This window comes from Collinsella vaginalis (assembly GCF_900176655.1).
Lineage (GTDB): Bacteria > Actinomycetota > Coriobacteriia > Coriobacteriales > Coriobacteriaceae > Collinsella > Collinsella vaginalis.
In genome coordinates, this window is sequence record NZ_LT838842.1 from 340,312 (window position 1) to 361,595 (window position 21,284).

Annotated in this window: 19 protein-coding genes; 4 read left to right on the forward strand and 15 right to left on the reverse strand. The window is 63.7% G+C overall.

Annotation, left to right across the window (positions count from 1 at the left end):
* Positions 1–205: 205 nt before the first annotated feature.
* From CAP13_RS01430 to CAP13_RS01445, 4 genes are all read right to left on the reverse strand, one after another.
* Entirely contained in the window at positions 206–1,183 is a 978-nt protein-coding gene (locus CAP13_RS01430) for a hypothetical protein (RefSeq protein ID WP_179184873.1), read from the reverse strand.
* Between the two features lie 981 nt (positions 1,184–2,164).
* Complete coding sequence (locus CAP13_RS01435; protein WP_218775281.1) at positions 2,165–3,481, reverse strand: polysaccharide deacetylase family protein; 1,317 nt, start codon at positions 3,479–3,481, stop codon at positions 2,165–2,167.
* 221 nt (positions 3,482–3,702) lie between these two features.
* The gene (locus CAP13_RS01440) at positions 3,703–5,706 is read right to left on the reverse strand and encodes a polysaccharide deacetylase family protein (protein ID WP_085829890.1); all 2,004 of its coding nucleotides are present in this window, start codon (positions 5,704–5,706) and stop codon (positions 3,703–3,705) included.
* Positions 5,706–6,092, reverse strand: coding sequence for a YtxH domain-containing protein (locus CAP13_RS01445; RefSeq protein WP_085829891.1), 387 nt, complete (start codon positions 6,090–6,092; stop codon positions 5,706–5,708). The genes CAP13_RS01440 and CAP13_RS01445 overlap by 1 nt, the downstream gene beginning before the upstream one ends.
* A gap of 171 nt (positions 6,093–6,263) precedes the next feature.
* Between CAP13_RS01445 and CAP13_RS01450 the strand changes: the two genes are divergently transcribed.
* Positions 6,264–6,638 carry a hypothetical protein gene (locus CAP13_RS01450; protein WP_085829892.1) on the forward strand — a complete coding sequence of 125 codons (375 nt, stop codon included), beginning with the start codon at positions 6,264–6,266 and terminating at the stop codon, positions 6,636–6,638.
* A gap of 252 nt (positions 6,639–6,890) precedes the next feature.
* Here CAP13_RS01450 and CAP13_RS01455 read toward each other — a convergent pair whose 3' ends face one another.
* The 3 genes from CAP13_RS01455 to trhA form a co-directional block, all read right to left on the reverse strand.
* A complete protein-coding gene (locus CAP13_RS01455) occupies positions 6,891–7,529 on the reverse strand; it encodes a hypothetical protein (protein ID WP_085829893.1) in 639 nt (212 codons plus the stop codon).
* Between the two features lie 29 nt (positions 7,530–7,558).
* Positions 7,559–8,914 (reverse strand): hemolysin family protein, encoded by a 1,356-nt coding sequence (locus tag CAP13_RS01460; RefSeq protein WP_085829894.1) that lies wholly within the window; start codon positions 8,912–8,914, stop codon positions 7,559–7,561.
* Positions 8,915–8,986: 72 nt separating this feature from the next.
* Complete coding sequence (gene trhA / locus CAP13_RS01465; protein WP_085829895.1) at positions 8,987–9,727, reverse strand: PAQR family membrane homeostasis protein TrhA; 741 nt, start codon at positions 9,725–9,727, stop codon at positions 8,987–8,989.
* A 444-nt stretch (positions 9,728–10,171) separates the two neighbouring features.
* Here trhA and CAP13_RS01470 point away from each other — a divergent pair, with 444 nt between their 5' ends.
* Positions 10,172–11,392: a Fic family protein gene (locus tag CAP13_RS01470; RefSeq protein WP_085829896.1), complete on the forward strand. Its 1,221-nt coding sequence runs from the start codon at positions 10,172–10,174 to the stop codon at positions 11,390–11,392.
* A 94-nt stretch (positions 11,393–11,486) separates the two neighbouring features.
* Here CAP13_RS01470 and CAP13_RS01475 read toward each other — a convergent pair whose 3' ends face one another.
* The 3 genes from CAP13_RS01475 to CAP13_RS01485 are packed head-to-tail and all read right to left on the reverse strand — an operon-like array spanning position 11,487 to position 14,817.
* Positions 11,487–12,689 (reverse strand): ABC transporter permease, encoded by a 1,203-nt coding sequence (locus CAP13_RS01475; protein ID WP_085829897.1) that lies wholly within the window; start codon positions 12,687–12,689, stop codon positions 11,487–11,489.
* Complete coding sequence (locus tag CAP13_RS01480; protein WP_085829898.1) at positions 12,676–13,869, reverse strand: ABC transporter permease; 1,194 nt, start codon at positions 13,867–13,869, stop codon at positions 12,676–12,678. Before CAP13_RS01480 ends, CAP13_RS01475 begins: the two co-directional genes overlap by 14 nt.
* A gap of 9 nt (positions 13,870–13,878) precedes the next feature.
* A complete protein-coding gene (locus CAP13_RS01485) occupies positions 13,879–14,817 on the reverse strand; it encodes an ABC transporter ATP-binding protein (protein ID WP_085829899.1) in 939 nt (312 codons plus the stop codon).
* 386 nt (positions 14,818–15,203) lie between these two features.
* Here CAP13_RS01485 and CAP13_RS10365 point away from each other — a divergent pair, with 386 nt between their 5' ends.
* Positions 15,204–15,974: a helix-turn-helix transcriptional regulator gene (locus tag CAP13_RS10365; protein WP_281248971.1), complete on the forward strand. Its 771-nt coding sequence runs from the start codon at positions 15,204–15,206 to the stop codon at positions 15,972–15,974.
* Between the two features lie 244 nt (positions 15,975–16,218).
* On the opposite strand, the gene CAP13_RS01495 is transcribed toward CAP13_RS10365, so the two are convergent.
* Complete coding sequence (locus CAP13_RS01495; RefSeq protein ID WP_085829900.1) at positions 16,219–17,418, reverse strand: DUF362 domain-containing protein; 1,200 nt, start codon at positions 17,416–17,418, stop codon at positions 16,219–16,221.
* 703 nt (positions 17,419–18,121) lie between these two features.
* Between CAP13_RS01495 and CAP13_RS09805 the strand changes: the two genes are divergently transcribed.
* Positions 18,122–18,277, forward strand: a complete 156-nt coding sequence (locus CAP13_RS09805) for a hypothetical protein (protein WP_179184875.1) — start codon at positions 18,122–18,124, stop codon at positions 18,275–18,277.
* A gap of 130 nt (positions 18,278–18,407) precedes the next feature.
* On the opposite strand, the gene CAP13_RS01500 is transcribed toward CAP13_RS09805, so the two are convergent.
* From CAP13_RS01500 to CAP13_RS01515, 4 genes are read right to left on the reverse strand one after another with little or no spacing between them, the layout of a single operon-like run.
* Positions 18,408–18,902, reverse strand: a complete 495-nt coding sequence (locus CAP13_RS01500; protein ID WP_085829901.1) for a 4Fe-4S binding protein — start codon at positions 18,900–18,902, stop codon at positions 18,408–18,410.
* 5 nt (positions 18,903–18,907) lie between these two features.
* The gene (locus CAP13_RS01505; protein WP_085829902.1) at positions 18,908–20,002 is read right to left on the reverse strand and encodes a hydrogenase large subunit; all 1,095 of its coding nucleotides are present in this window, start codon (positions 20,000–20,002) and stop codon (positions 18,908–18,910) included.
* 4 nt (positions 20,003–20,006) lie between these two features.
* Positions 20,007–20,747, reverse strand: a complete 741-nt coding sequence (locus CAP13_RS01510; protein WP_085829903.1) for an NADH-quinone oxidoreductase subunit C — start codon at positions 20,745–20,747, stop codon at positions 20,007–20,009.
* Positions 20,748–21,284 (reverse strand): NADH-quinone oxidoreductase subunit B family protein, encoded by a 537-nt coding sequence (locus CAP13_RS01515; protein ID WP_245798853.1) that lies wholly within the window; start codon positions 21,282–21,284, stop codon positions 20,748–20,750.

Sequence of the window (21,284 nt, forward strand, 5' to 3'; positions counted from 1 at the left end):
CCGGCGCGCACCGCGAAGGGCACCCGCAGGGTCTAGCGACTGTGTGGTCGGGGTTTGGGTTTCACTGCAGCCTCTCTCTTAGCCCTGCGTATCGACATGACAGCATCAGGCACATGGCCTGCTGTCGCGAACACTATAGCATCAAAGCTGGTAGCGGGGACGTTTTTTCCAGGCCCCTTTGCGCAGCCCTTACGCGCTGCCCCGCTCAAGGAGCCTGGTGCCCGGGTTTTCGTTGCGGGCGGGCGGCTTCTTTGCAGGGCAGGCGGCACGGGCCAGCTTCAAATGGGAGGTCTCTGAGCGAACCGGCGCGAGTGCAGACACACGCGAATGCCCCCTCCACGAGGTCGCGTCTTCTCTGCGCCTGACTTACGTATGTTGATGAAAACGGTTTGGTGTGGGTTCTGGCGTGCCTGTGAAAAAGCAGCTGGTGAAGTTTCTGCCGGCGTGCAAGGAAGGCGGCCGTCCGTTTGCGCAGGGGCAGTCCGAGAGCTTTTGCAAGTGTATGAACCATAAGGTCAAACGCCTCGAGCTTGGAAACTTGACCATATGACACGTCTATCACGGTGTAGCCGGCGTGCTGAAGAGCAGCCGCCCTGCCGGAAGCCAGAATAAACCCCTGTTTATCTGCGTGAAATGCCATTCCGTTGGCCTCAACAACCACTTGCTGGCGCTTCCAAAGCTGGTCGCAAACACAATAGTGGCCGACGCCGAGGGAACGCTGCTCCACAGTGAAGTCGAGGCGAGCGTTCAATAGCGGACGCGGCCACCCCTCTCCCCCAAGGCGCGTGGGCGCGCACATGAGCAGGAGCAATTTTGATTCAAGAATTGATCCTGAGCCCGGACACGCACAGGTGAGCGCGTCGCGAAACGTTTTCGAGCCGCGCCATCCCCGCAGGCGCTCGCTCATCTCCATCAAATCATCCATGGTAAGAAGGGGAGCCCTCTTCCAATGTTCAGTTGGATTTCCAAACCGGTCGAACCCGAGCTCCCAGGGCACCTCGCAACCTCGGCGGTCTAGAAATGACACCGTTTTACCATGCGCGTCGCAGAACTCTCGAATATGATCGGGCCGGGCACGCTGCCCATCTTGGGTTAGCACCTGCTCCGCAAGCAGGCAGTTCAGCGTCATACGAGATCGTTCGGTCTCGACATGTATCGCATACAAACCGAAAGCCTCCATCATGCGCAACGCTAGATGGACCCAGTTAAGTCGAGACGACATGTCCGCAAGTGCTGCCCGAGGATTCAAAATACGCAAGCCTGATGCCGTGAGCACGGTGTCATCAGCTGTAAGCCAGCCAGGGCATCTACACGGAGCCACGGTGTGACTTCTATGCCTATCATTTGCAGGGCCCGAGCAGGCAACGACGGGAAGCGGAATCCCCTTGAGATCAGTGAGGAGGTGGGCGTGCACCAGTCGGTCTGCTTCGCGTGCGTTGGTGCGGAGTGCAGAGAAGTCTGGGGCCGTATCTGGTGGTAGAGCCGCGCTGCGGAGCAACGGCGGGGTGGCGTGGTAGCGCCAGGCCGATTCACCGCAAATGATCGGGCTGGATCCCATCGTCCGGATGGACTGCACGGTGGTGTTGAAACGCACCGCACCAAGGTCTGGTTCGTGATGGTCCATGGATATCCCTCCGCTGCAGGACGACTCGGTATAAGGCATCCTACCTGGGGGAATTTGAGCCGATCTGACAAATGGCCCTGCGCGATCTTGCCCTTACCTAACAGAACAGCTCACAGGGAGAAAAAGACGGGCGGGCCAGAGCCCCTCAAAGCAGCCTCGACGAAATAAGCGCAAACGTAAAGCCTGAATGGGCGCCCTCGCGCGGGCGGACGGATCATCTTCACAGGGCGCACGCTCCCGCGGGACGCACATTCAGATTGACGTGCTCCTGAATGAGCATGTGCGCGCTCAGCTAGACAGAGGCCGGGCAGGCGCGCACCTGGATGAACGCATCCTCAGATGAAGCTGGGCGTTCCCCGGATGGATATAGGCCGAATGGACGGGCGCCGGAATGGGCGCCCCAGTTTAGAGCGTTCCCGGATGGGTGCGGGTAGGTACATATACGCCGAGATAGGTGCGGGCGGATAGATGCGCGCGCTGAGATGGGCGCCGTCGCACATTAGGAGGGCCCGCAGATCGATATGGAGCCGCGCCGCTACCCTACTGGCCTGCCGTGCCGTTGACCACGTCATCCGGGATGCTGCCGTCGAGTCGCATCAGCTCCTGCACGGTCACCGGCTCAAAGCCGGTGACCCGCAGCCCGTCGATGATGCCGGGTAGCGCCTCCACGTCCTGCGTGCGGTCGCCGCCCCCGTCATGCATCAGCACGATGGCCCCGTTGTAAGCACCCTTGAGCACGGCGTTGGTGATCGCCTGCGCACCGGGGCGCCTCCAATCCTCGGTGTCGATGTTCCACAGCACATTGCAGCTGATCAGGTCACCCGCATTGAGCCAGTTGACATCATCGAAGGCGCCGTAGGGCGCGCGGATCATCTGCGGCTTCACGCCTGTGGCCTGATTGATGTTCTCGGCGGCCGAATTGATCTCCTCACGCAGGGCATCGCGATCAAGTTTGGGCAGGTACTGATGCTTGTTGGTGTGACTCGCCAGCTCATGCCCCTCGGCAACCACGCGCTTGGCGTACTCGGGGTACGCGATCGCCTGCGCCCCCAGGTTGTAGAAGGTCGCCTTCACGCCCTTCTCCTTCAGGATGTCGAGGATCTGCGGCGTGTAGGCGCTCGGGCCGTCGTCGAAGGTGAGGGCGATGTACTTCTTGCCATCGGTCGGCTTGAGGTTCCTCCCGGTGACGACCATGTTCACCGGCTCCTCAAGCACCTCGTGGTCGACGACCTCGCCCGAGGTCTCGCCCGTCCACACCACCTTCTTGCCGGCTTTGCCCTGCTGGCTCACGTACCGGACCGCGCCGGTCCCCTGCATCTCGATCGTGGGGGCGGCGTCGACGGTCTCCTCGGTGTGGTCCTCCGTCACGTCAACGCCATCGCTGACGGTGACCGTGGCACCCTCAGGCACATCCATCCGCTCCGCCTCGTCCGCGGGGACCTCCTTGCCGTCGATCGACACCGTGTAGCGCGTGCCACCGGCCTCATCGAGCACGTTTCCCGAGAGCGAGAGCAGCCGCCCGGCTTTCGCCCCGTAGAAATCGCCGTCTTTGAGCGTGTCAACGAGGTTTGAGCCCACACGCACCGTGACCGTCTGGTCGTTCACGGTGAAACTCACCGAACGCCAGAGAAACCACCAGCACCCGAATATGGCAATCAGCGCCACCGAGGACACGGCAACGCCGAGGGCGACCTTCGTTGCCCGGGCGCTGAGGCCGCCTTCCATGCGATAGCCGGGCGCGTGGCGCAGCGTCACATGTTTGACCCCGCGGGCCGACGCCCCCACGGCTTTAGCGGTAGCGGCCGCGCGGTGCGCGGAGTCGGCTCCGTGCGAGCCGGTCGCAGGCGACGCACCCATATCCGGTGGGACGGATGCCGGCCCACCCCCCGACAGGCGCCGCCCGACCCTGGAAGATCCCGGACGCAGCCGGCTATGCCCCGCCCCAAAATGAAGGTCGGTCGCCCTGCCAATCTCTACACGCTTACGCTGACTCATTGCAATCCCACCCGTATGAGCACGGAATCAATCTCTTGAACGACCGTATAGACCGACCCTTCCCATCCTAGGAGGGTACCCCGTCATCCGGACGTAGAATCGCCTGACTCTTTCGTCACCTGAGGCAGCGAGGCGCCCTCGGGCATCTCGACGCTCGAAAGCGGTACCTTACCAGCAAGATCCTCATCTGAAGCGATGAGATCCGAGATTGTTACAAGCTCATACCCGGCTGCCTTAAGACCGTCGATGATGCGCGGCAGCGCCTCGAGGGCCTGCGCGGCGGTCTCATCCGTGTCGGTCAGGAGAATGATGTCTCCGTTTGACACCCCATTGACCACCGTGTTCACCACGGTGTCGGCGCCCGGCAGCGTCCAGTCGCCGGAGTTCAGATTCGATGTCACCACCGCACCCACGAGATCCATTGCCGCAGCCCAGTTCTCGGCCGTGAACTCGTTCGATGACGGCCTGAACAGCGCCGTTTCTCCCCCGCCGGCCTGTTTGATGGCATCGAACCCCTGGCTGAGCTGGCTGCGCAGATCCTCGCCGGTGAGCGTCGTCGTATCCACCGCAGTCGCGCCAGCAGAGCCGATCTGGTGACCCGCCTCGACGATGGCCTTGACGGAGGCTGCATTTGCCGCCGCGTTATCCCCCCGGACGAAGAAGGTCGCCTTCACGCCTTTATCGGCCAGCACCTGCAGGATCTCCGTCGTTCGCGCGCTCGGCGCATTGTTGAAGGTGAGGGCCACGAGCTTTCGGTTCCCACTCGGCGAGGCGTTCTTCGCCACAACGACGCTGTTCACCGCCTCCTTGACCACACCGCGATCCTTGGTGATACCGGATTGCTCTCCCGTCCACACCTCCTGGCGGCCGGGAACACCCCAGGTCTCGACGAACTGGATGGCACCGGACCCCTTGACCGTGAGCGTGGGTGCGATCTCGGTCGCCTGCACCTGATGGGGCTCGTAGGTGTCCGCCCCGCTTTCGATGGTCACCTCATCCCCAGCGCTGAGCTGCGTCGATGCCACCTGGCTGAGATCAACCTCGTTCCCGTTCAGGGTGACGGCAAACGGTTCGCCGCCCGTCTTGTCGAGCACGGTGTCGTCAACTGCGAGCAGGCGGCCCGGCTTGAGGTCGAGGGACTGACTCTCGATCAAGCCCTCGATGCTTGAGTTGATGCGCACGGATACCGTGGACCCGTTGAGCGTGATGTCGACACCGCGGTTGGCGTACCAGAGGATGCTCGCCAAAAACACGAGGAAGGCGCAAGCCACCGCGATGACCGCGTACGGGCGGCGCGAATTGCGACGCGGGCGCCGGGAGCCGCGTCCGGAGCGGCCGNTCTTTGGCTTCGATGACCCTGAGGCCTTCTTGTACTCGTCGGCGAAGGCGCCGAGCATGCCCTTGGCGCGGCCCAGCTGGCGGCCGAGGGCGCGGCTTCCGGCGTCCACCGCCCGCGAACCGTGCTCGTCGAGGGCCTTGGCGCCCTTTTTGACCTCGGTGCCCACGCGAACCGATGCCTCCGCGGCCTTGGCCGCCGCACCGCCCGAGTACCCGATCGCGCGAGCCTCGTCTGCAACGATCATGGTGCCCGCGCGGTACCCCTTGAGCAGGGACACGGGCACCTCCACGTTGCCGAGGAGCGTTGAGGCAGCGGAGCTCGCCGTCACCGAGAAGGTCCGGACATCGCCCGTCTTGGGGTTGCAGTCGGCGTCGGCGCAGTAACCCATAGACGCGCCCGAAGCGGTGACGACGTCCATGCCGGTCCAGATCAGGCACTCATCCAGCGAGAGGCCGAGCCGCTTGGCCGCGGGCGCGTCGTAGGCGTCTTTGCGATCAGGGGACACCAGGCGGCCGTCGGCCACCCTGATGGCGTCGTACGCGACGAAGCGATCGGGCTGCTTGATCATGCCGAGAACATCCGGCGGACTCACCATGAAGCCCACGAGGCGGCGGCCATCAGGCGAGAACACCGGGAAGTGGACCTTGCCCATGCGCTTGGGCCCGCGCTCGGAGCCGTCGCGGCGCTGGCGCTTCTGCTCGGGGAGCTCGCGGTAGACCTTGGTTCCCTGGAAATCTCCGACGCGCATTACGCCTCAGAGGGGGCCTCGGAGCCGTCCGCGGCCTCCTGCGGGCCCTCGACCACCACGTCGGCGGCGGGCGTGACGTTGCCGCCGGCGATGGCGTCGTTCAGCTGCTCGCGGAGCTGGTCCATGCGCTCACGGGCGAGGTCGACCTTGGCGCGGAGCTCATCGGTCTTGGCGTCCACGAGCGGGCCGAAATCGTTCGCGGCAGAGCGGGCGGTGTCCACGCCCTGCTCGTACATGTCGCGCGCGGAATCCCAGGCGTCATTGGCCATATCGGCGGCCATAGCGCGCGTCTCCGCACCGGAGCGCGGGGCCAGAAGCACGCCGATCACCGTACCGGCGGCGGCGCCGAGCGCGGCACCGGCGACGAATGCAAGACCCTTACCCATGATGTCCTCCTCGGTGGAATTCAACAGATTGAGGTTCATTATACCCGCAGACGCCCTCGCACACGGCACGCCCTGCTCAGCGCTCAAACAGCGCACGGCCTCATAGGCGAAGCGGGCGCGCTGCGCTATCCTCAGGACCATGGCCATCACCCACACGGCAAGGGGGCGCGCATGGATGCACCAACTGCGGCGGGCAAGATCCTCTGGAGTTCAGCAGGGGTGCTCTTCATCGGCGATGATCGGCGTGGCGCTCCAGTGGATGCAGAGATGACGGCCTGTGCGCTGCGCTTCCGCTATCGATTGAAGCCAGATGATGGCGCGGAAACCGACCTGACGCTGCCCTTCAGCGGGCTCATCCGCATCTATCCGCGGCTCGCGCTCTTCAGCAGCCCGAGCCTCATGATCGAGGCGGCGGATGGACGGGTGCTCCGTTATCTCGACGACCTGATCAGCTCGGGCGCGGACGCAAGCCGCATCATCGGTCAGCTCGAGGAGATGCAGCAGATAGTCAAGCGCGCTAATCCGGAGATTCGATTCTCGCGATAGCGGCGCCTCGTTGGCGGTAGATCAGAATTGCATTTCTTTGAGCTATGCATAAATTCTCGCCAAGATTGACGGAGCTATGAACCCGCCTGTTCATAGCTCCCAAAAATGCATCATGGTTGACCTGGTGTTTTTATATCAGTGCTGAGAGGGCCGAGATTGTCCTATGCATAGCTCAAGAAAATGCAAAGTGGCCGCCGCCAACCACCAAAGAGCTGATCTGCATGAAGAAGCAACCCGCTCCGCGGCAACGGCCTACTCCTCCGCGGCCCCGCCGAACACCGCATCCTCAGCCGCCTCGTGCTCAGGCACCGCAGCGCCCTCCGTGTCGATGGGGCCGTCGGCCTCAACATCACCCGGGACGTCATCCTCGCGATCCGCCTCGTCGGGCGCGTCCTCGCGTGCAGCCGGAGCCTCACCTCGCAGGCTCAGCGCGAGATGGCGCAGAGCCTCGACCGTGCCGTTGAAATCGGGCGCGGGCTGGTCGCCGTTCAAAAACGCCCACTGCATCATGAACACCGCCGAGGAGATGGCTCCAACGGTGAGCGCATCGTCCGGGCAGGAGAGCTCCAGATCGAAGAGCCGGTCGTCGGCGGGCACCGGCAAGGTGCGGCCCGAGACCACGTCACCCGCGAGCCCGGTCTGGCTCATGATCTCCACGGTGAGGTGCTCGAGCAGATGCACGATCTCGGTGTCGCCCATGCAGTCCTGGAAATGCTCGCCGGCATCGCCCAGACAGGCATGCTGTGCGATCGCCGGGGCAAGATAGTACACGCGCGCGGTGGCCTCAATGTCCTCCGAGGTGCGCGTCGGCATCCCCGGGTTCACGAGAATGCGCGCCGTGAGCTTCTTGGGGCCCACCGTGATCTTCATGATGTTGAACAGCTCTGCCATATCGATCCTTCCGTAGCTACACGTCCATGTTACGCGACCGGCTCCTGTTCCGCCTCATCTTTCGGGTCACTGGCATCAGGATCCGCCGCCGGGGCCTCGGGCGCCGTCACGCGTATGAGCGAGATGCGCTGCCCGCGCATGGACTGCACCTTGAACTTGTACCCCTCCACCTCGAAGACCTCGCCGATGTCGGGCACCGAGTCCGAGAGCTCGAGGATCCATCCGGCGATCGTCTCGTAGTCGTCGCTCTCCTCGATGGGCCAGCCGAGCTCCTGCGCATCGTCGCAGCGGAAACGTCCATCTGCCAGCCATTCGCGGCGGGACAGGCGCGTGAGGTACTTGTTGTCGGGGTCGAACTCGTCCTCGATCTCGCCGACGATCTCCTCGACGATATCCTCGACGGTGATGATGCCGGCGGTGCCGCCGTACTCGTCCACCACCACCACGATCTGCTCATGGGCGGTCTGCATCTCGGAGAGGAGCGGCAGGATGTCCTTGGTATCGGGCACGAAGGTGGCGTCGCGCACGCACTCCCCCACCGCCTTCTCCGTGTCGACGCCGTCCTCAAAGCTCAGCCGCATGAGGTCCTTGATGTGAGCAATGCCCACCACGCTGTCAGGGTCCTCATGGTAGACGGGCACGCGGCTGTAGCCGGTCTTGAGCATGAGCTGGAGGACGTCCTTGACGAGCTCGGTGTCCTCCACCATCTGCACGTCCACGCGCGGCATCATGACCTCGCGAGCCACCGCGTCACCCAGGTCGAAGACCTCGTGGATGATGCGCTTCTCCTCGTCGAGCAGGCTGTCCTGCTCGTTGATCATGTATTTGATCTCCTCCTCGGAGACGTTCTGCCGATCATCGGCGCTCTTGATGCCAAGGAGCCGTGAGAGGCCGTTCGCGCTCGACTGCGTGAGCCAGACGAGGGGGCGCGCGAGCTTGCGGAAGGTGGAGATCGGGCCGGCCACGGACTTCGCCATGCCGGTCGCGTCGGAGAGCCCGATGCGCTTGGGCACGAGCTCGCCGATGACGATCGAGAGGTAGGAGACGATGAGCGTGATGATCACCGGGGCCGCGATGGGGGCCGAGGCGGTGAGGACGTCGATGCCGAAGCTCGACAGCCAGGTTGCGAGCGGCGTGGAGAGGGTGCTTGCGGAGACGGTGGCCGAGAAGAAGCCGACGAGCGTGATGGCCACCTGGATGGTCGCCAGGAAGTCGGTCGAGTCGCTCGCGAGCTCAAGCGCGATGGCGGCGCGGCTGTCGCCCTCCTCGACATCCTGCTCGAGCTCGGCGCGCTTGGCGGTGGTCAGGGCCATCTCGCTCATGGAGAAGTAGCCGTTGAGCACCGTGAGGAGCAAGGTCGCAATGATGGAGATCGCTATGTCCATGGGGACGTGTTCATACCTCCCAAATAGGGGTGGAAAGGGGCGGATGCCGGAGGGGACCGGCCTGGCAGCTCATCAGATCACGAACAGGATCACCGCCAGGAACTGGCAGGCACTGCCGGCGAGCACCCAGAGATGCCAGACGCTGTGCATGTAGCGGATGCACTTCATGAGGTAGAACGCCGTGCCGGCGGTGTAGCAGAGGCCGCCGGCTGCGAGCAGCACCAGGGCGGCGAGGTCGAGACGGGCGATGAGCTGGGGCAGGCAGAAGACGACGAGCCAGCCCATGCCCAGGTAGATCAGGATCGTGACCCAGCGCGGCTGGCGCTCACGGCCGATCAGCTCGAAGAGGATCCCGCCCACGGCGAGCCCCCAGATGAGGAGGAGCATCGGAAGGCCACCGGCGTCCCCAAGGGTGACCAGCAGGAAGGGGGTGTAGCTCCCGGCGATGAGCAGGTAGATGCAGCTGTGGTCGATGGTGCGGAAGACATGCTTTGCCGCAGGGACCTGGATGGCGTGGTAGAGGGTGGAGGCCGTGTACTCCAAGATGAGCGTCACGCCGAAGACGATGGCCGAGGCCAAGGATGCGGGGTGGGCGCCGTCGAAGACCGCCTTGACGATGAGGAGCACCAGCGCGGCGATGGCGAGCAACGCGCCGACGCCGTGGGTGACGGAGTTGGCGATCTCCTCGCCGACGGTATAGCTCGGAAGCCCACGCGGACGCTCGCCGCAGGCCCGTGTGGCGGGTGCGTGCTCTGCAACAGGGGTGGCCGCAGGATCGTCCTGCGGCTCGGGACTGTCACCTGAATCTGGCATACGCGCGGTTCCGCCTCCTGAAAACGCTTTCGCATACTATATCAGAAGGTAGAGACGCTGCACGTAAAGGACGGGGCAGGAGGCGCAATAGGTCAGATTATGCAAACACTCCACCTGGAAGATGCCGCGATCCTCGTTGGCGGCTTCGGCCTAGGATGCTTCGCTTGGTTTGAATATAACGCGACGCTGTGCCGACATTCGGCATGAAAACCAACTGGCAGATGACCCCCTACGTGCACTCGCCCTCGCCGTGATCCGGGGCCCAAAACGCACTGTTGATTCTCTTCATTGCCGATTTATGTTACCTAAGAGAAAGAAATAGGTTATTTTTTTCTTTTAGCAAATGCTTTATTATTGTAACAGAAAGAAATTACCAACATTTACTGTTAGAGTACTGTGGACGTCTTGATGTAAGAGCCTTGAGACGCTTCGAAGGAGGTTCCTATGCCCCAATACTCGACACTTGAGAAACTGTTCTACTCAGATTCCTCATCAGACCGATTTGCCGACCATGAGCGACGCAAAATTGAGCGTCTCAATCACGAATCGACCTTCCGAACGGGCATCGCTCTCGAGAATGGAGAGCTGTTTCTTGCCATACCGCATGAACTCTCCCTTGCATCGGAGCAGATACTTCGCCGTGAGCGTCGCGTCTCTGCCCTCTGGCACGCGTTGCCGGTCATCGCGCTCAGCGCATTTATGCGATCTCTGGTGTTGGATGAGGTTGTCTACAGCAATGGAATCGAGGGCGTGCACAGCACCCGAAGAGAGGTCGAGGCTGCACTCGAAGCGCACAAAGATGACCAGCATATTCCGTTCGTTGAATTTGCGCACCTGTACCTGCAGCTTGAGGATAACCCCCAACCACCATCATCGTTAGCAGACATCAGGTCAATCTACGATGCTGTCGTCGCTGGTACCCTTGCGCCCAACGATCTCCTTGGCGCGTCGACCTTTCGAACGGGGCCGGTAAAGATCATAAATCACATGGGACATACGGTTCACTCAGGCGTGCTGCCAAACGCAATCGAACCGATGATGGAGCAGTGGCTCACACTTTCTCGCGATGAGAGCATCCCCGAGCTCTACTCAGCCGCGCTCTGTCATTTTCTATTTGAATACATTCATCCCTTCTATGACGGAAACGGCCGTACAGGCAGATACCTGCTTGCGCTTCATTTGAGCCGCCCGCTATCCCAACCCACCGCCTTGTCTCTTTCACGCACGATCGCTGAGAATAAGAGCGCATATTACAAGGCATTTGATGTTACGGAGCGGCCTCTCAACGCTGCAGAGGGCACGCATTTCGTACTCGCGGTGCTTGACATGATCACGCAAGCTCAGGAAGGACTGATCGCAGACCTAGAACAAAAACGTGCATTGTTGGAAAGGCTGCACACACGCATTGACGAGCTCAGCGCCGTTATGTCCACACGAGCATGCGATGCACTTTTTTTTGCCGCGCAAATTCACTTGTTTGGAGCGTTTCGTGAGACGCGTCTTGCCGAGCTAGCCTCATACCTTCATGTGAGCACACCAACCGCACGTAAGACCATTTCGCAACTTGAACAGGACGGCATCGTTCAGAAGATTGCCGCTCGCCCGCCTACATACCAGCTCACTCCCGCAGGCTTGGAACTACTGCGGCTTGAAGGTGACCGATAGAAGCGCGTGCATAAATAGGCAGAACGGGCAACGGGCGCCGCATACCACAGACCTCGGCATGCGGCGCCCTGACCTCTGGCGCTGAAGACCTCGGCTACGCCGTCCGTCGGGCGCGGGCGATCGCGAAGCCGGCTGATGCACAGGCGGCTGCGAACAGCAGGATGATCGCGATGTCGACGCCTGCTGTCGTGAGCGCCTCCTGTGTGAGCTCGGTGGGCTCGAGGACGGCCGCGACGGCGTCCGACATCCAGTACGTGGGCGAGAACCGGGCGATCGCCTGGACCGACTCCCCGAGCAGCGAGAGCGAGATCCACGAACCGCCCAAGAACGACATGACTATGGCTCCGAGGTTCGCGATGGCATTCAGGGCCTCCTCGCGGAATCCCAGTTGAGCGAGGAGGAACGCCAGCGAGAACGGCACCAAGGCGAACGCCGCGAGCACCGCAAACGCCAGCAGGAGCTGCAGGGGGATGGCCTCGAGCAACGACTCCGCCCCCGCAGCGACGATCCCCACGCCGAAGACCCACAGGCAGACAAGCAGGGTGAGCACCGCGCAACCCGCGAGCACCTGCGCTGCATGGCCCCAGGTGCTCACCGGGGACGCGAGCTGGCGTCGCCGCACCTCATGCTCCGAGAACTCAGTGAGCACCACGCCCACGACGACCGCGATTGAACAGGTCACCGTATATGAGCCGAAGCGGAGATAGGCGATGACCCTCCCCCGCCCGACCTCTTGCCCCTCCGTGCGCACGATCTCCGAACTCACGGTCTCGGCAGCGGCGCTCTGAACGGCCTCGGCAACCGCATCCTCGGAGGCGTCGCGATCGAGCACCGCGTCAGCCGCAGCGAGCGATGCCCAGCGCCGCGCCCGTTCGCCGAGGAGGGCCGAGGCCTGCATGTCGCCGCCGGCGGCAACCTCGAGATCGGGCAGCTCCCCGCCCGACCGCGCGGCGCGGATGAGGTCTTCGGAGAAGCCCTCGGGTACGATGATCACGGCGTTGACCCATTCGGTCGCAAGCGCGTCCTGCAGGGCATATGACTCGTCTTCGATCTCGATGACCGTGTCCGTCTCCTTCAGGTATGTCTTGAGCGCGCGGGAGAGCGCGGACCCGTCGCGATCGACCACGGCGACGCGGGCCCGGTACGCCGCGGGCTGCGTCGCATCCCCCGCAGAGGTGCCCCCATCTGCAGGCGTCCCGATCATGAGCACGCCGAGAAGCGACACGAACCCCACGTAGATGAGCAGGTAAAGCGGATGACGGCTGGCGATGCGCAGCACATACTTAGAGATGGTCATAGCTCTGCCTCCTAAAGAGCGCCACCGCGATGGTGAAGAAGACCGCAGCGAGTCCTATGCAGACCGAAAGCCGCAGGAAAAACGGCGATAAGCTGTCGTAGTAGTAGATGCTGTAGAACACATCGCGCATGAGGCTCACGGGGTTGATCCACGAGGCGGCGGGAAACGCCTGGGTGATCGTGTCGCTCAGTATCATCGCGGGGGTACCGTAGACGCCGGCGAACAGCGCGAGCAGGCAGGTAGCGACCGTGAGCAGGCCCGACCGCGCGTCGGCGCCCCCCTTCACGGGCAGCGCGCCGATGCAGGCCCCCAAGCACGACGAGAACAGGGAGCATACGGCGATGCTGACCAGGCAGACGCCTATGCGGCCCGAGAAGTCGACGTCCCCCGCCACGCACATGTAACCGAAGCCCACACCGAGGAACGCCGTCGATACCGTCCAGCACGCCGCGACCACCGGGATCAGCAGGCGCAGACGGCTCGTGCCCGCGATGCTCTGCCTCGCTCCCAGTGCCGAAGCAGTGGGCTGCAGGCGATAGACCATGCCCTCGGCAACCTGCGCGGCAAACAGCGATGCCATGCCGAGGAACGCGTAGAAGTAGCGCACGGTCTGGTCTGGCTGGGAGCGCGTGAGGGAGATCTTCTGTACCCCGACGCCCTGGGATAGGGCATGGGAGACTGCTGCGGGATCCGCCAGCAAAGCCGGATTCTCGGCCGCGATGCTCATCAGCAGCTCTTTGTTCTGCAGGAAGCTCGAGGCGACTGACTCGATGATGGTGCGGTTGACCTCATAGGAGATGTCCTCGCCGGCATGGGCCGGTGAGTCGGCAGGCGCGAGCAACACGCGCGGGTCACCCGCCTCGTCAACGAGATAGGCCCCGTCGACCTCGCCGGATTTGATCAGGTCTCGCGCCTCAGCCTCGCTGTCCACCTCATGCAGGTCGAGGAGCGGGGTGTCCTGCGTGCTGAGCGTATCGACCACCTGGGCGAAATTGCTACCCGACCAGGCGTCGTCGGAGACCACGGCAACCGCCACCGAACGGCTCGTCTCCTGGGTCCGAAGCGGTTTGAACATGACGCTGAAAATCGTGGTCATGACGAGGGGGAACACGAGCGTCCAGATGACGATGCTCGGCGTCCGCACCGCCCCCTTCACCGTGACCTTGAAGGTGCTCCACATGCCCGCCTCCTAATCCCGCAGCTCGCGGCCGGTGATCTCGAGGAACACGTCGTTCAGCGTGGGTGGCGCGCAGGTGATCCGCCCCAGGGGCACGCCGGCCGCGCGGAGCGCCGCGAGCACGTCCGTGAGGTTGTGGCCGCTCGCCTCGCATACGACGGAAAGCAGACGGCCTTCCAGCGCCACGCTGAGCACATGGGGCAGGACCCGCAGGCGATCGAGCTCACGGGCGGGGAGCTCGCCCTCGATCTCCACAACGATGCGCTCGCCCGTCTTGATGCCGCGCTTGAGCTCGTCGCAGGTGCCCTGCGCCAGCACACGCCCATGGTCCATGATCATGACGCGGTCGCAGATCTGCTCGATCTCCTCCATGTAGTGGCTCGTGTAGACCACGGTGGCCCCCTCGTCGCGCAGGCGCTCGATGCCGGCGAGGATGGCGTTGCGGCTCTGGGGGTCCACGGCTACCGTCGGCTCGTCGAAGAAGATGAGCTCGGGGCGGTGCGCGATACCGCAGGCGATGTTGAGGCGGCGCACCAGGCCACCGGAAAGCTTCTTCGGCCGGAACTTCGCGAACTCTCCAAGGTCCACGAACTCGATGGTCTCCTCCACCATCGTGCGGCGTGTCGCGCAATCGTTCACGTACAGAGAGCAGAAGTAGTCGATGTTCTCGCGCACCGTGAGCGTGTCGAAGACGGCCATCTGCTGGGGCACGACGCCGATCCTCCGTTTGAGGTCGTAGCGCGTGGCCGACATGGCCTCGTCGAACAGGGCGATGGATCCCCGATCGAAGTTCAAAAGCGAGAGCATGCAGTTGATGGCCGTGGTCTTACCCGATCCGTTTGGTCCAAGCAAACCGAAGATCTCGCCTTGCTTGATATGCAGATCGAAGTGGTCGAGCGCGAGCAGATCGTCGTAGCGTTTGACGACTCCGGTCACAGAGACGATGTCCATGCACTCCTCCTACAGGGATTCGAGGCGGTGCGTCGACAGTCGGGTGACCATCTGACGCGATACGGCCCCATCATGTGGGAATGCGGTCACAAGACGCTAGTGATAAATGTCACCAGTATAGTATAGGCAGGTCAGAGGCGTATTTTGAGTCGATGGTCAGGGACGTGATCGCAGGCCGCGAAACGGCCGTGCGCTCACCCGGCGGCGCGCTCACCCTTGCGGCGCCTGCCTTCAAGCAGGGATGGTGCACCGCCTGAGGCGCCGGGGCGGCTGTCTTCTGCATGCAAGGGGGCGTCTTCCCCGGCGGCTCCCCCGCTGCGGCCCCTTCGCCGAACGGACGCGCCGGCGGCAGGCGTCCTCTGCATCTGCTTTGCTACACTGCCGCTATGGAACGCGTCGCCGACATCTCTCTCATTTTCATCTGCTGCCTGGTCGTCTTGCTCGGCGCCGATGCGGGCACCCCTTTCGCGGCGGGCGCCCTCCCCTCTGCCTGGGCGGTATCGTCGGCACTTTGCGCGATCATCATGACCGCTGCGTCCGAGGTGGCCCCGGCCCCCTGGCGCAGCTGCGTCCCTATCGTATACTGCGTGCTCACCCTGATCGTCCCGAGCAGCGAGGCGCTCCTTCCCCTCGCCGCCTACGAGCTCGCGCGCGGCGTCCATGACGGCCCGCGTTGGTGGATGGCCTCGACCGCAGCGCCGCTCGCCCTCGTGGCTCATGTTGTCCACGGCGCCGACCAGCCTGTGGCCTGGGGCGTCACCGCCATGCTCATGGCCCTCGCCCTTCTGCTTTCCCTGCGCACCAACCGGCTCCACGCTCAGCGCGTCCTCACCAACCGCATGCGCGACGATCTGCAGCAACGCGTGATCGACCTCCGCATCGAGCAGGAGGAGCTCTCCGAGCACCTGCGTACGACCGCCCTCCCGCGAGACCCCCGGGCGGATGAGCCAGCCGCACGGCCCGCCGCTTTCCTCGGGCTGACGGAACGCGAGTACGAGGTTGCGCGCCTCATCGCGGATGGCCTCGACAACCACGAGATCGCCTCCCTCGCCTACATCAGCGAGGGGACCGTACGCAACCGGGTCAGCTCCATCCTCACCAAAATGGGGCTCAGCAACCGCACGCAGATCGCCGTGGCCTGGTGGCGCGGGCGGTAAAAGAGGCCCACGCTCGCCGGGCACGGTCACGTCGCTTCGCCGTAAGGCCGTAAGGGGGCGAGAGGGGCCGCACCGTTCCACGCCCAGCAGGCCGGGCCCTCCTCTTCGCGGGCCGGCGTCCCTGCGGGCCGCCGCGCTTGAGCAACGGGCTCCGCCACCTTGGGCCAATCGCAGCGCGAAACGGCTGGGACCCGAGCTCGCACCCGGATCCCAGCCGTCGACGGCACCGTATGTCAGGCTCCGCCTAGCGGACCTCGACCAGCTCGTACTCGCGCGTACCGAGGCCGATCTTCTCGCCGTGCTCGACCATCGCCTGCCAGGCGGTGTCCGGGTGCGTCACGTAGAAGTGGTCGTGCGCGTGCTCCTCATCGAGGGCGCCCGCCTCCTCAAGACGCGCGCGGCTCTCGGTGAGCTCGGTGTCGGGTAGCGTATCCTGGGCCATCACCGCATCAGCGCAGGCCTGGTCGATGGCAACCGGGTCGAAGCTCGCGAACATGCCCACATCGGGCACGATGGGCGTGTCGTTCTCGCTGTGGCAGTCGCAGTTGGGGCTGACGTCAATCGCCAGCGAGATATGGAAGTTCGGGCGATCCTGGACGATGGCCTGCGTGTACTCGGCGATCTTGTAGTTGAGCACCTCGGCCGCCGCGCCGTAGTCTGCGGCGATGGCGTCCTGGTTGCACACGCCGATGCAGCGGCCGCAGCCGACGCAGCGATCGTGGTCGATCTCGGCAACGTGGATCTCACGCGTTGTGCCGTTCGCGAGCTCGCGCTCGCGCGTCCCCTCGAAGCTGATGGCACCGTGCGCGCAGATGCGCTCGCAGGCACGGCAGCCGATGCACTTCTCCGTGGTGACGCTTGGCTTGCCGGAGGCGTGCTGCTCCATCTTGCCGGCGCGGCTGCCGCCGCCCATGCCGAGGTTCTTCATGGCGCCGCCGAACCCGGCGCCCTCATGACCCTTGAAGTGCGTCAGGCTGATGACGACATCGGCGTCCATCAGGGCGTGGCCGATCTTCGCCTCCTGCACGTACTCGCCGTTCTTCACCGACACCAGGGTCTCGTCGGTGCCTTTGAGGCCGTCGGCTATGATGACATGGCAGCCGGTGGCGTAAGGCGTGAAGCCGTTCTGATACGCGCAGTCGATATGCTCGAGCGCGTTCTTGCGACTGCCCACGTAGAGCGTGTTGCAGTCAGTGAGGAAGGGCTTGCCGCCGAGCTCCTTGACCACGTCGGCGACGGCGCGGGCGTAGTTGGAGCGCAGGAAAGCGAGGTTCCCGAGCTCTCCGAAGTGGATCTTGATGGCGACGAACTTGTTCTCGAAATCGATCTGGTCGATGCCGGCGCGGCGGATGAGGCGCTTGAGCTTGTCAAGCTGACTCTCGCGGCCATGGGTGCGCAGGTTGGTGAAGTACACCTTCGCAGGTGATGCTGGCGCTTCAGACATGAGATCCCCCCTCTGATTCTGTTTTAGCGACACTGTGTAGTATAAGTTATGCTGCAGGCCGGGTCACGGGCTCCATCGGCATTTCCATGTCTGCGCAGGCTTTATTTCGGTTAACCCGCGTGCCGACCCGCATCGATGTGTGCCGACGGTTCAAACGGGGCCGAAAACCTACTTTCGCCTGCGCCTCCAGGCAGAATGCCCTTGGGAGCACCTCGAGATGACGTTTTGCTCCCATCCTGTGCAGCCGGCCCGCCCGGGCACCATCCTGCGCAGCCGGTCCACCTGAACACCCGATGCGCGCACCCGCCAGTCCGCGCGCTCACACAACGCCCGCCCACCAACCTTTCGGCCCGCACGGCGCCGGCCGCGGGTCACATGGCCCCGAAAACATGGCCCCGAAAACCTACTTTCGCCTGCGATTCCTGGCAAAATGCCCTTGGGAGCGCCTCGAGATGACGTTTTGCTCTTATCCCGCGCATTTGATGGCCACGGCCCTTGCAGCCGACATGCACTGAGACCCGGTTCTGCAATCGGGCCGATAGGGATGCGTCCCGATATGGTCGTCCGACATATGGCACGCGATGATTCGCAGAACTGGTCAAAATCCTCAACTTCTTGGGCAAATCTGACATGTCGTTGAGTGCAGCAGTCTCGATTTGCATAACTCAATATGGTCGTTTTGGCGCTGAAGGCCTAGCTTAGCATGAAAGAGGGTGGTAATTTATTTTATGACCCCCTAAATTTGCCCAAGAAGTTGAGCGTTTTGACCAGGGCCGTCGATCTCAGCTATCTGCAACGCCTCAAAGACCCAATTGAGCGTTTTGAACTTCCTGAAAGCCCGCTGGAAGAGATCAGCTGAAAAACCGGGCTCGGTGCAGTCTCGTGCTCCGGGCCCGGTTGAGATGCTGGTCGATGACGCCAGGGTAAGACGGCTGGCAGACGGCACCGCGGTTGAAACGGCCGGCCAATGCCGTCAGATATGCAACCGCCTACTCGGCGCCTCCCTCAGCCTGCTGCGACGCGGCCTGCTCTTTCGCAGCTTTCGCAGCCTTCGCCGCGCGGATCGCCGCGGCCTTGGCCTCCTGCTCGGGAGTCAGCTTGCGAGCGGGTCGCTCACCGGCGGCCGGCCGGGCCGGCTTGGCCGGCATGTCCTTGTGCATCGTGAGCGTCGACATGCTGCTCGCGACCGTCGTGGCCTCCCGCTCCATGGTGAGCGAGCTCTTCGGGCACGCCCGCACGCAATTCGCGCACTGCACGCACTTGTACGGGTTGATCGTCCAATCGCCCGCCTTGCGATCGACGGTCAACGCGTCGGCCGGGCAGACCTTCGCGCACATCCCGCACAGGATGCAGGCGTCGATATCGTTCACCAGGTGCCCGCGCATCGCAGGGTACAGCTCGCGCTTCTCATACGGGTAGCGCACCGTCGCGGGCTTGCTGATGAGCGAGCGCAGCGTCATCTTCCCCAGTTTGAATCCGCCCATGGTCCCTACCTTTCCGCGCAGCTGATGCACGGGTCGATGGTCAAGATGATCATCGGCACATCGGCCACGTCAACGCCCTGGAGCGCTTTCGTCATGCCGCCGAGGTTCTGCGAGGTCGGCGTCCGCAAACGGAACCGATCCAGGAACTTCGTCCCGTTGCCGCGCACGTAGTAGAACGCCTCGCCGCGCGGCTGCTCGATGAGCACGTGCGCGCGGGCATCCTTCTCGGGCTTCACCTTGGGACCCGGGGCCTGACCGACGCCGTCGTGCGGGATCTTCGCCACGAGCTCCTTGATGATGGCGATGGCCTGGTAGATCTCCTCACACCGCACCTTGCAGCGGGCGTAGCAGTCGCCCTCCGTCGAGACGATGGGCTCGAAATGCTCGAGGTCACCGTACGCGCTGAATCCCGTGGTGCGCATGTCGTGGGTCACGCCCGAGCCCTTGGCGAACGGGCCCACCATCGAGAGGCTGAGCGCCTCCTCGTAGTTGATGGTGCCCACGCCGCACAGGCGGCTGCGAACGGAGTCGTCGTTCAGCATCGTGTTCACGATGGTGTGGTACTCGCGCTCGAGATCGTCGAGCTTCTCGCAGGCGCGGCGCAGGAGGGCGTCGTCGATATCGTGCGTCATGCCGCCCACCATGGTGATGGACAGGATGATGCGGCCGCCGCAGGTCTCCTGGAAGATGTCGAGGATCGTCTCGCGCAGGCGCCAGCAGTGGTTGAAGAGGCTCTCGAAGCCGAAGCCGTCGGCGAGGAGACCGAGCCACAGCAAGTGCGAGTGGATGCGCGAGAGCTCCTGCAGGATGACGCGGAGGTACGAGGCGCGCTTTGGGATCTCGAGCCCGAGCATGCGCTCGGTCGCCTCAGCGTAGCCCCAACCGTGCCCGAAGCTGCAGATGCCGCAGATGCGCTCGGCCACGTAGACGAACTGGTTGAAATCGCGCTTCTCGACGAGCTTCTCGAGACCGCGGTGCACGAAACCGATCTGCGGGATGGCTTCGATAACGTGCTCGTCCTCGACGATGAGGTCAAGGTGGACGGGCTCGGGAAGCACGGGGTGCTGAGGCCCGAACGGAATGACGGTGCGGTTAGACATGCTGCTACTCGCCCTCCTTCGTATCGGCGGCGTCCGGGAGCACGATACCCTTGGCGGCAAGCGCGGCACGGGCGCGGGCGGCTTTCTCAGGATCCATGGCGGCGATCTTCGCGGCCATCTTGGCAGCGCGGTCATCCGCAGCAGGTGACGCATCGGCTGCTGCGGGCGCGGCGGGTGCGGGATCGGCCGGAGCATCGACCTTGGCGGCGCGGGGCGCGAGCTTGTCAACCTCGGCCACTGCCGCGGCGTCGGCCTCGGCGGCGGAGGTGGTGAGCGCGCGCTCGGCAGAAGAGTCCTCGACCGCCTCACGGGCCGCCTGGGCCTCCTTGACGGCCTTGGCCTTCTTCGCCGCCTCAAGCTTGGCGGCCTTGTCGCGCGCGGCCTTCTGCTCCGGCGAGAGGATCGTCATCGGGGCGTCGGTGGCCACGTTGAAGAAGTGCCCGCCGAAGTCGAGCTTCATGTTCGCGAACGGGACGCCGAACAGATCGTGCGTCTCGTTCTCAAAGGTGAACGAGGAGAAGTACAGCTCCTGGATGGACGGGACAACGTCGCCCTCGGCGAGGGGGACGATGTAATTGAGCGCCTCGTCGCGCTGCTCATCATAGAAGGTGTAGAGCAGGTCCAGCGCGTCATCCGAGCCCTTCTCGGCGCAGAGCTGCACGAAGCGGATGCCCTCGTGCTTGAGGGTCTGCACGCGGACCAGCAACTCGGTCAGGGGCAGCTCTTCAAATGAGGTGGTGTACATCTAGTTGGTCGCCTCCTTTGCGGCGAGGTTCACAGCGGCCGACGCACCGGCCTCGGAGCCGGAAACCGCGGGCGCGGTCTCAGGGTCCACCGCGGGCAGGCCGCGGCGCATGCGATCGGCCTTCGCATCGAGCACCTTCACGCCCTCGAGCACCGCGTCGATGATGGACTCGGGCCTAATGGCGCAGCCGGGCGCGTAGACATCCACCGGGATGGCCTTGTCCACGCCGCCGAGCACGTTGTAGCAGTCGCGAAACACACCGCCCGTGCACGCGCAGACACCGCAGGCGACGACCACCTTCGGCTCGAGCATCTGCTCGTAGATGTGCTGGACCACGCCGATGTTCTGGTGGTTCACCGAACCGGTGACCAGAAAGATATCGGCATGCTTGGGGTTGCCGGTGTTGATGATCCCGAAGCGCTCGATGTCATAGAGCGGGGTGAGGGCGTCGAGCACCTCGATGTCGCATCCGTTGCAGCTCGATCCGTCGTAATGGATCAGCCAGGGTGACTTGGAAGAGTATCCCACGGTCGGCAC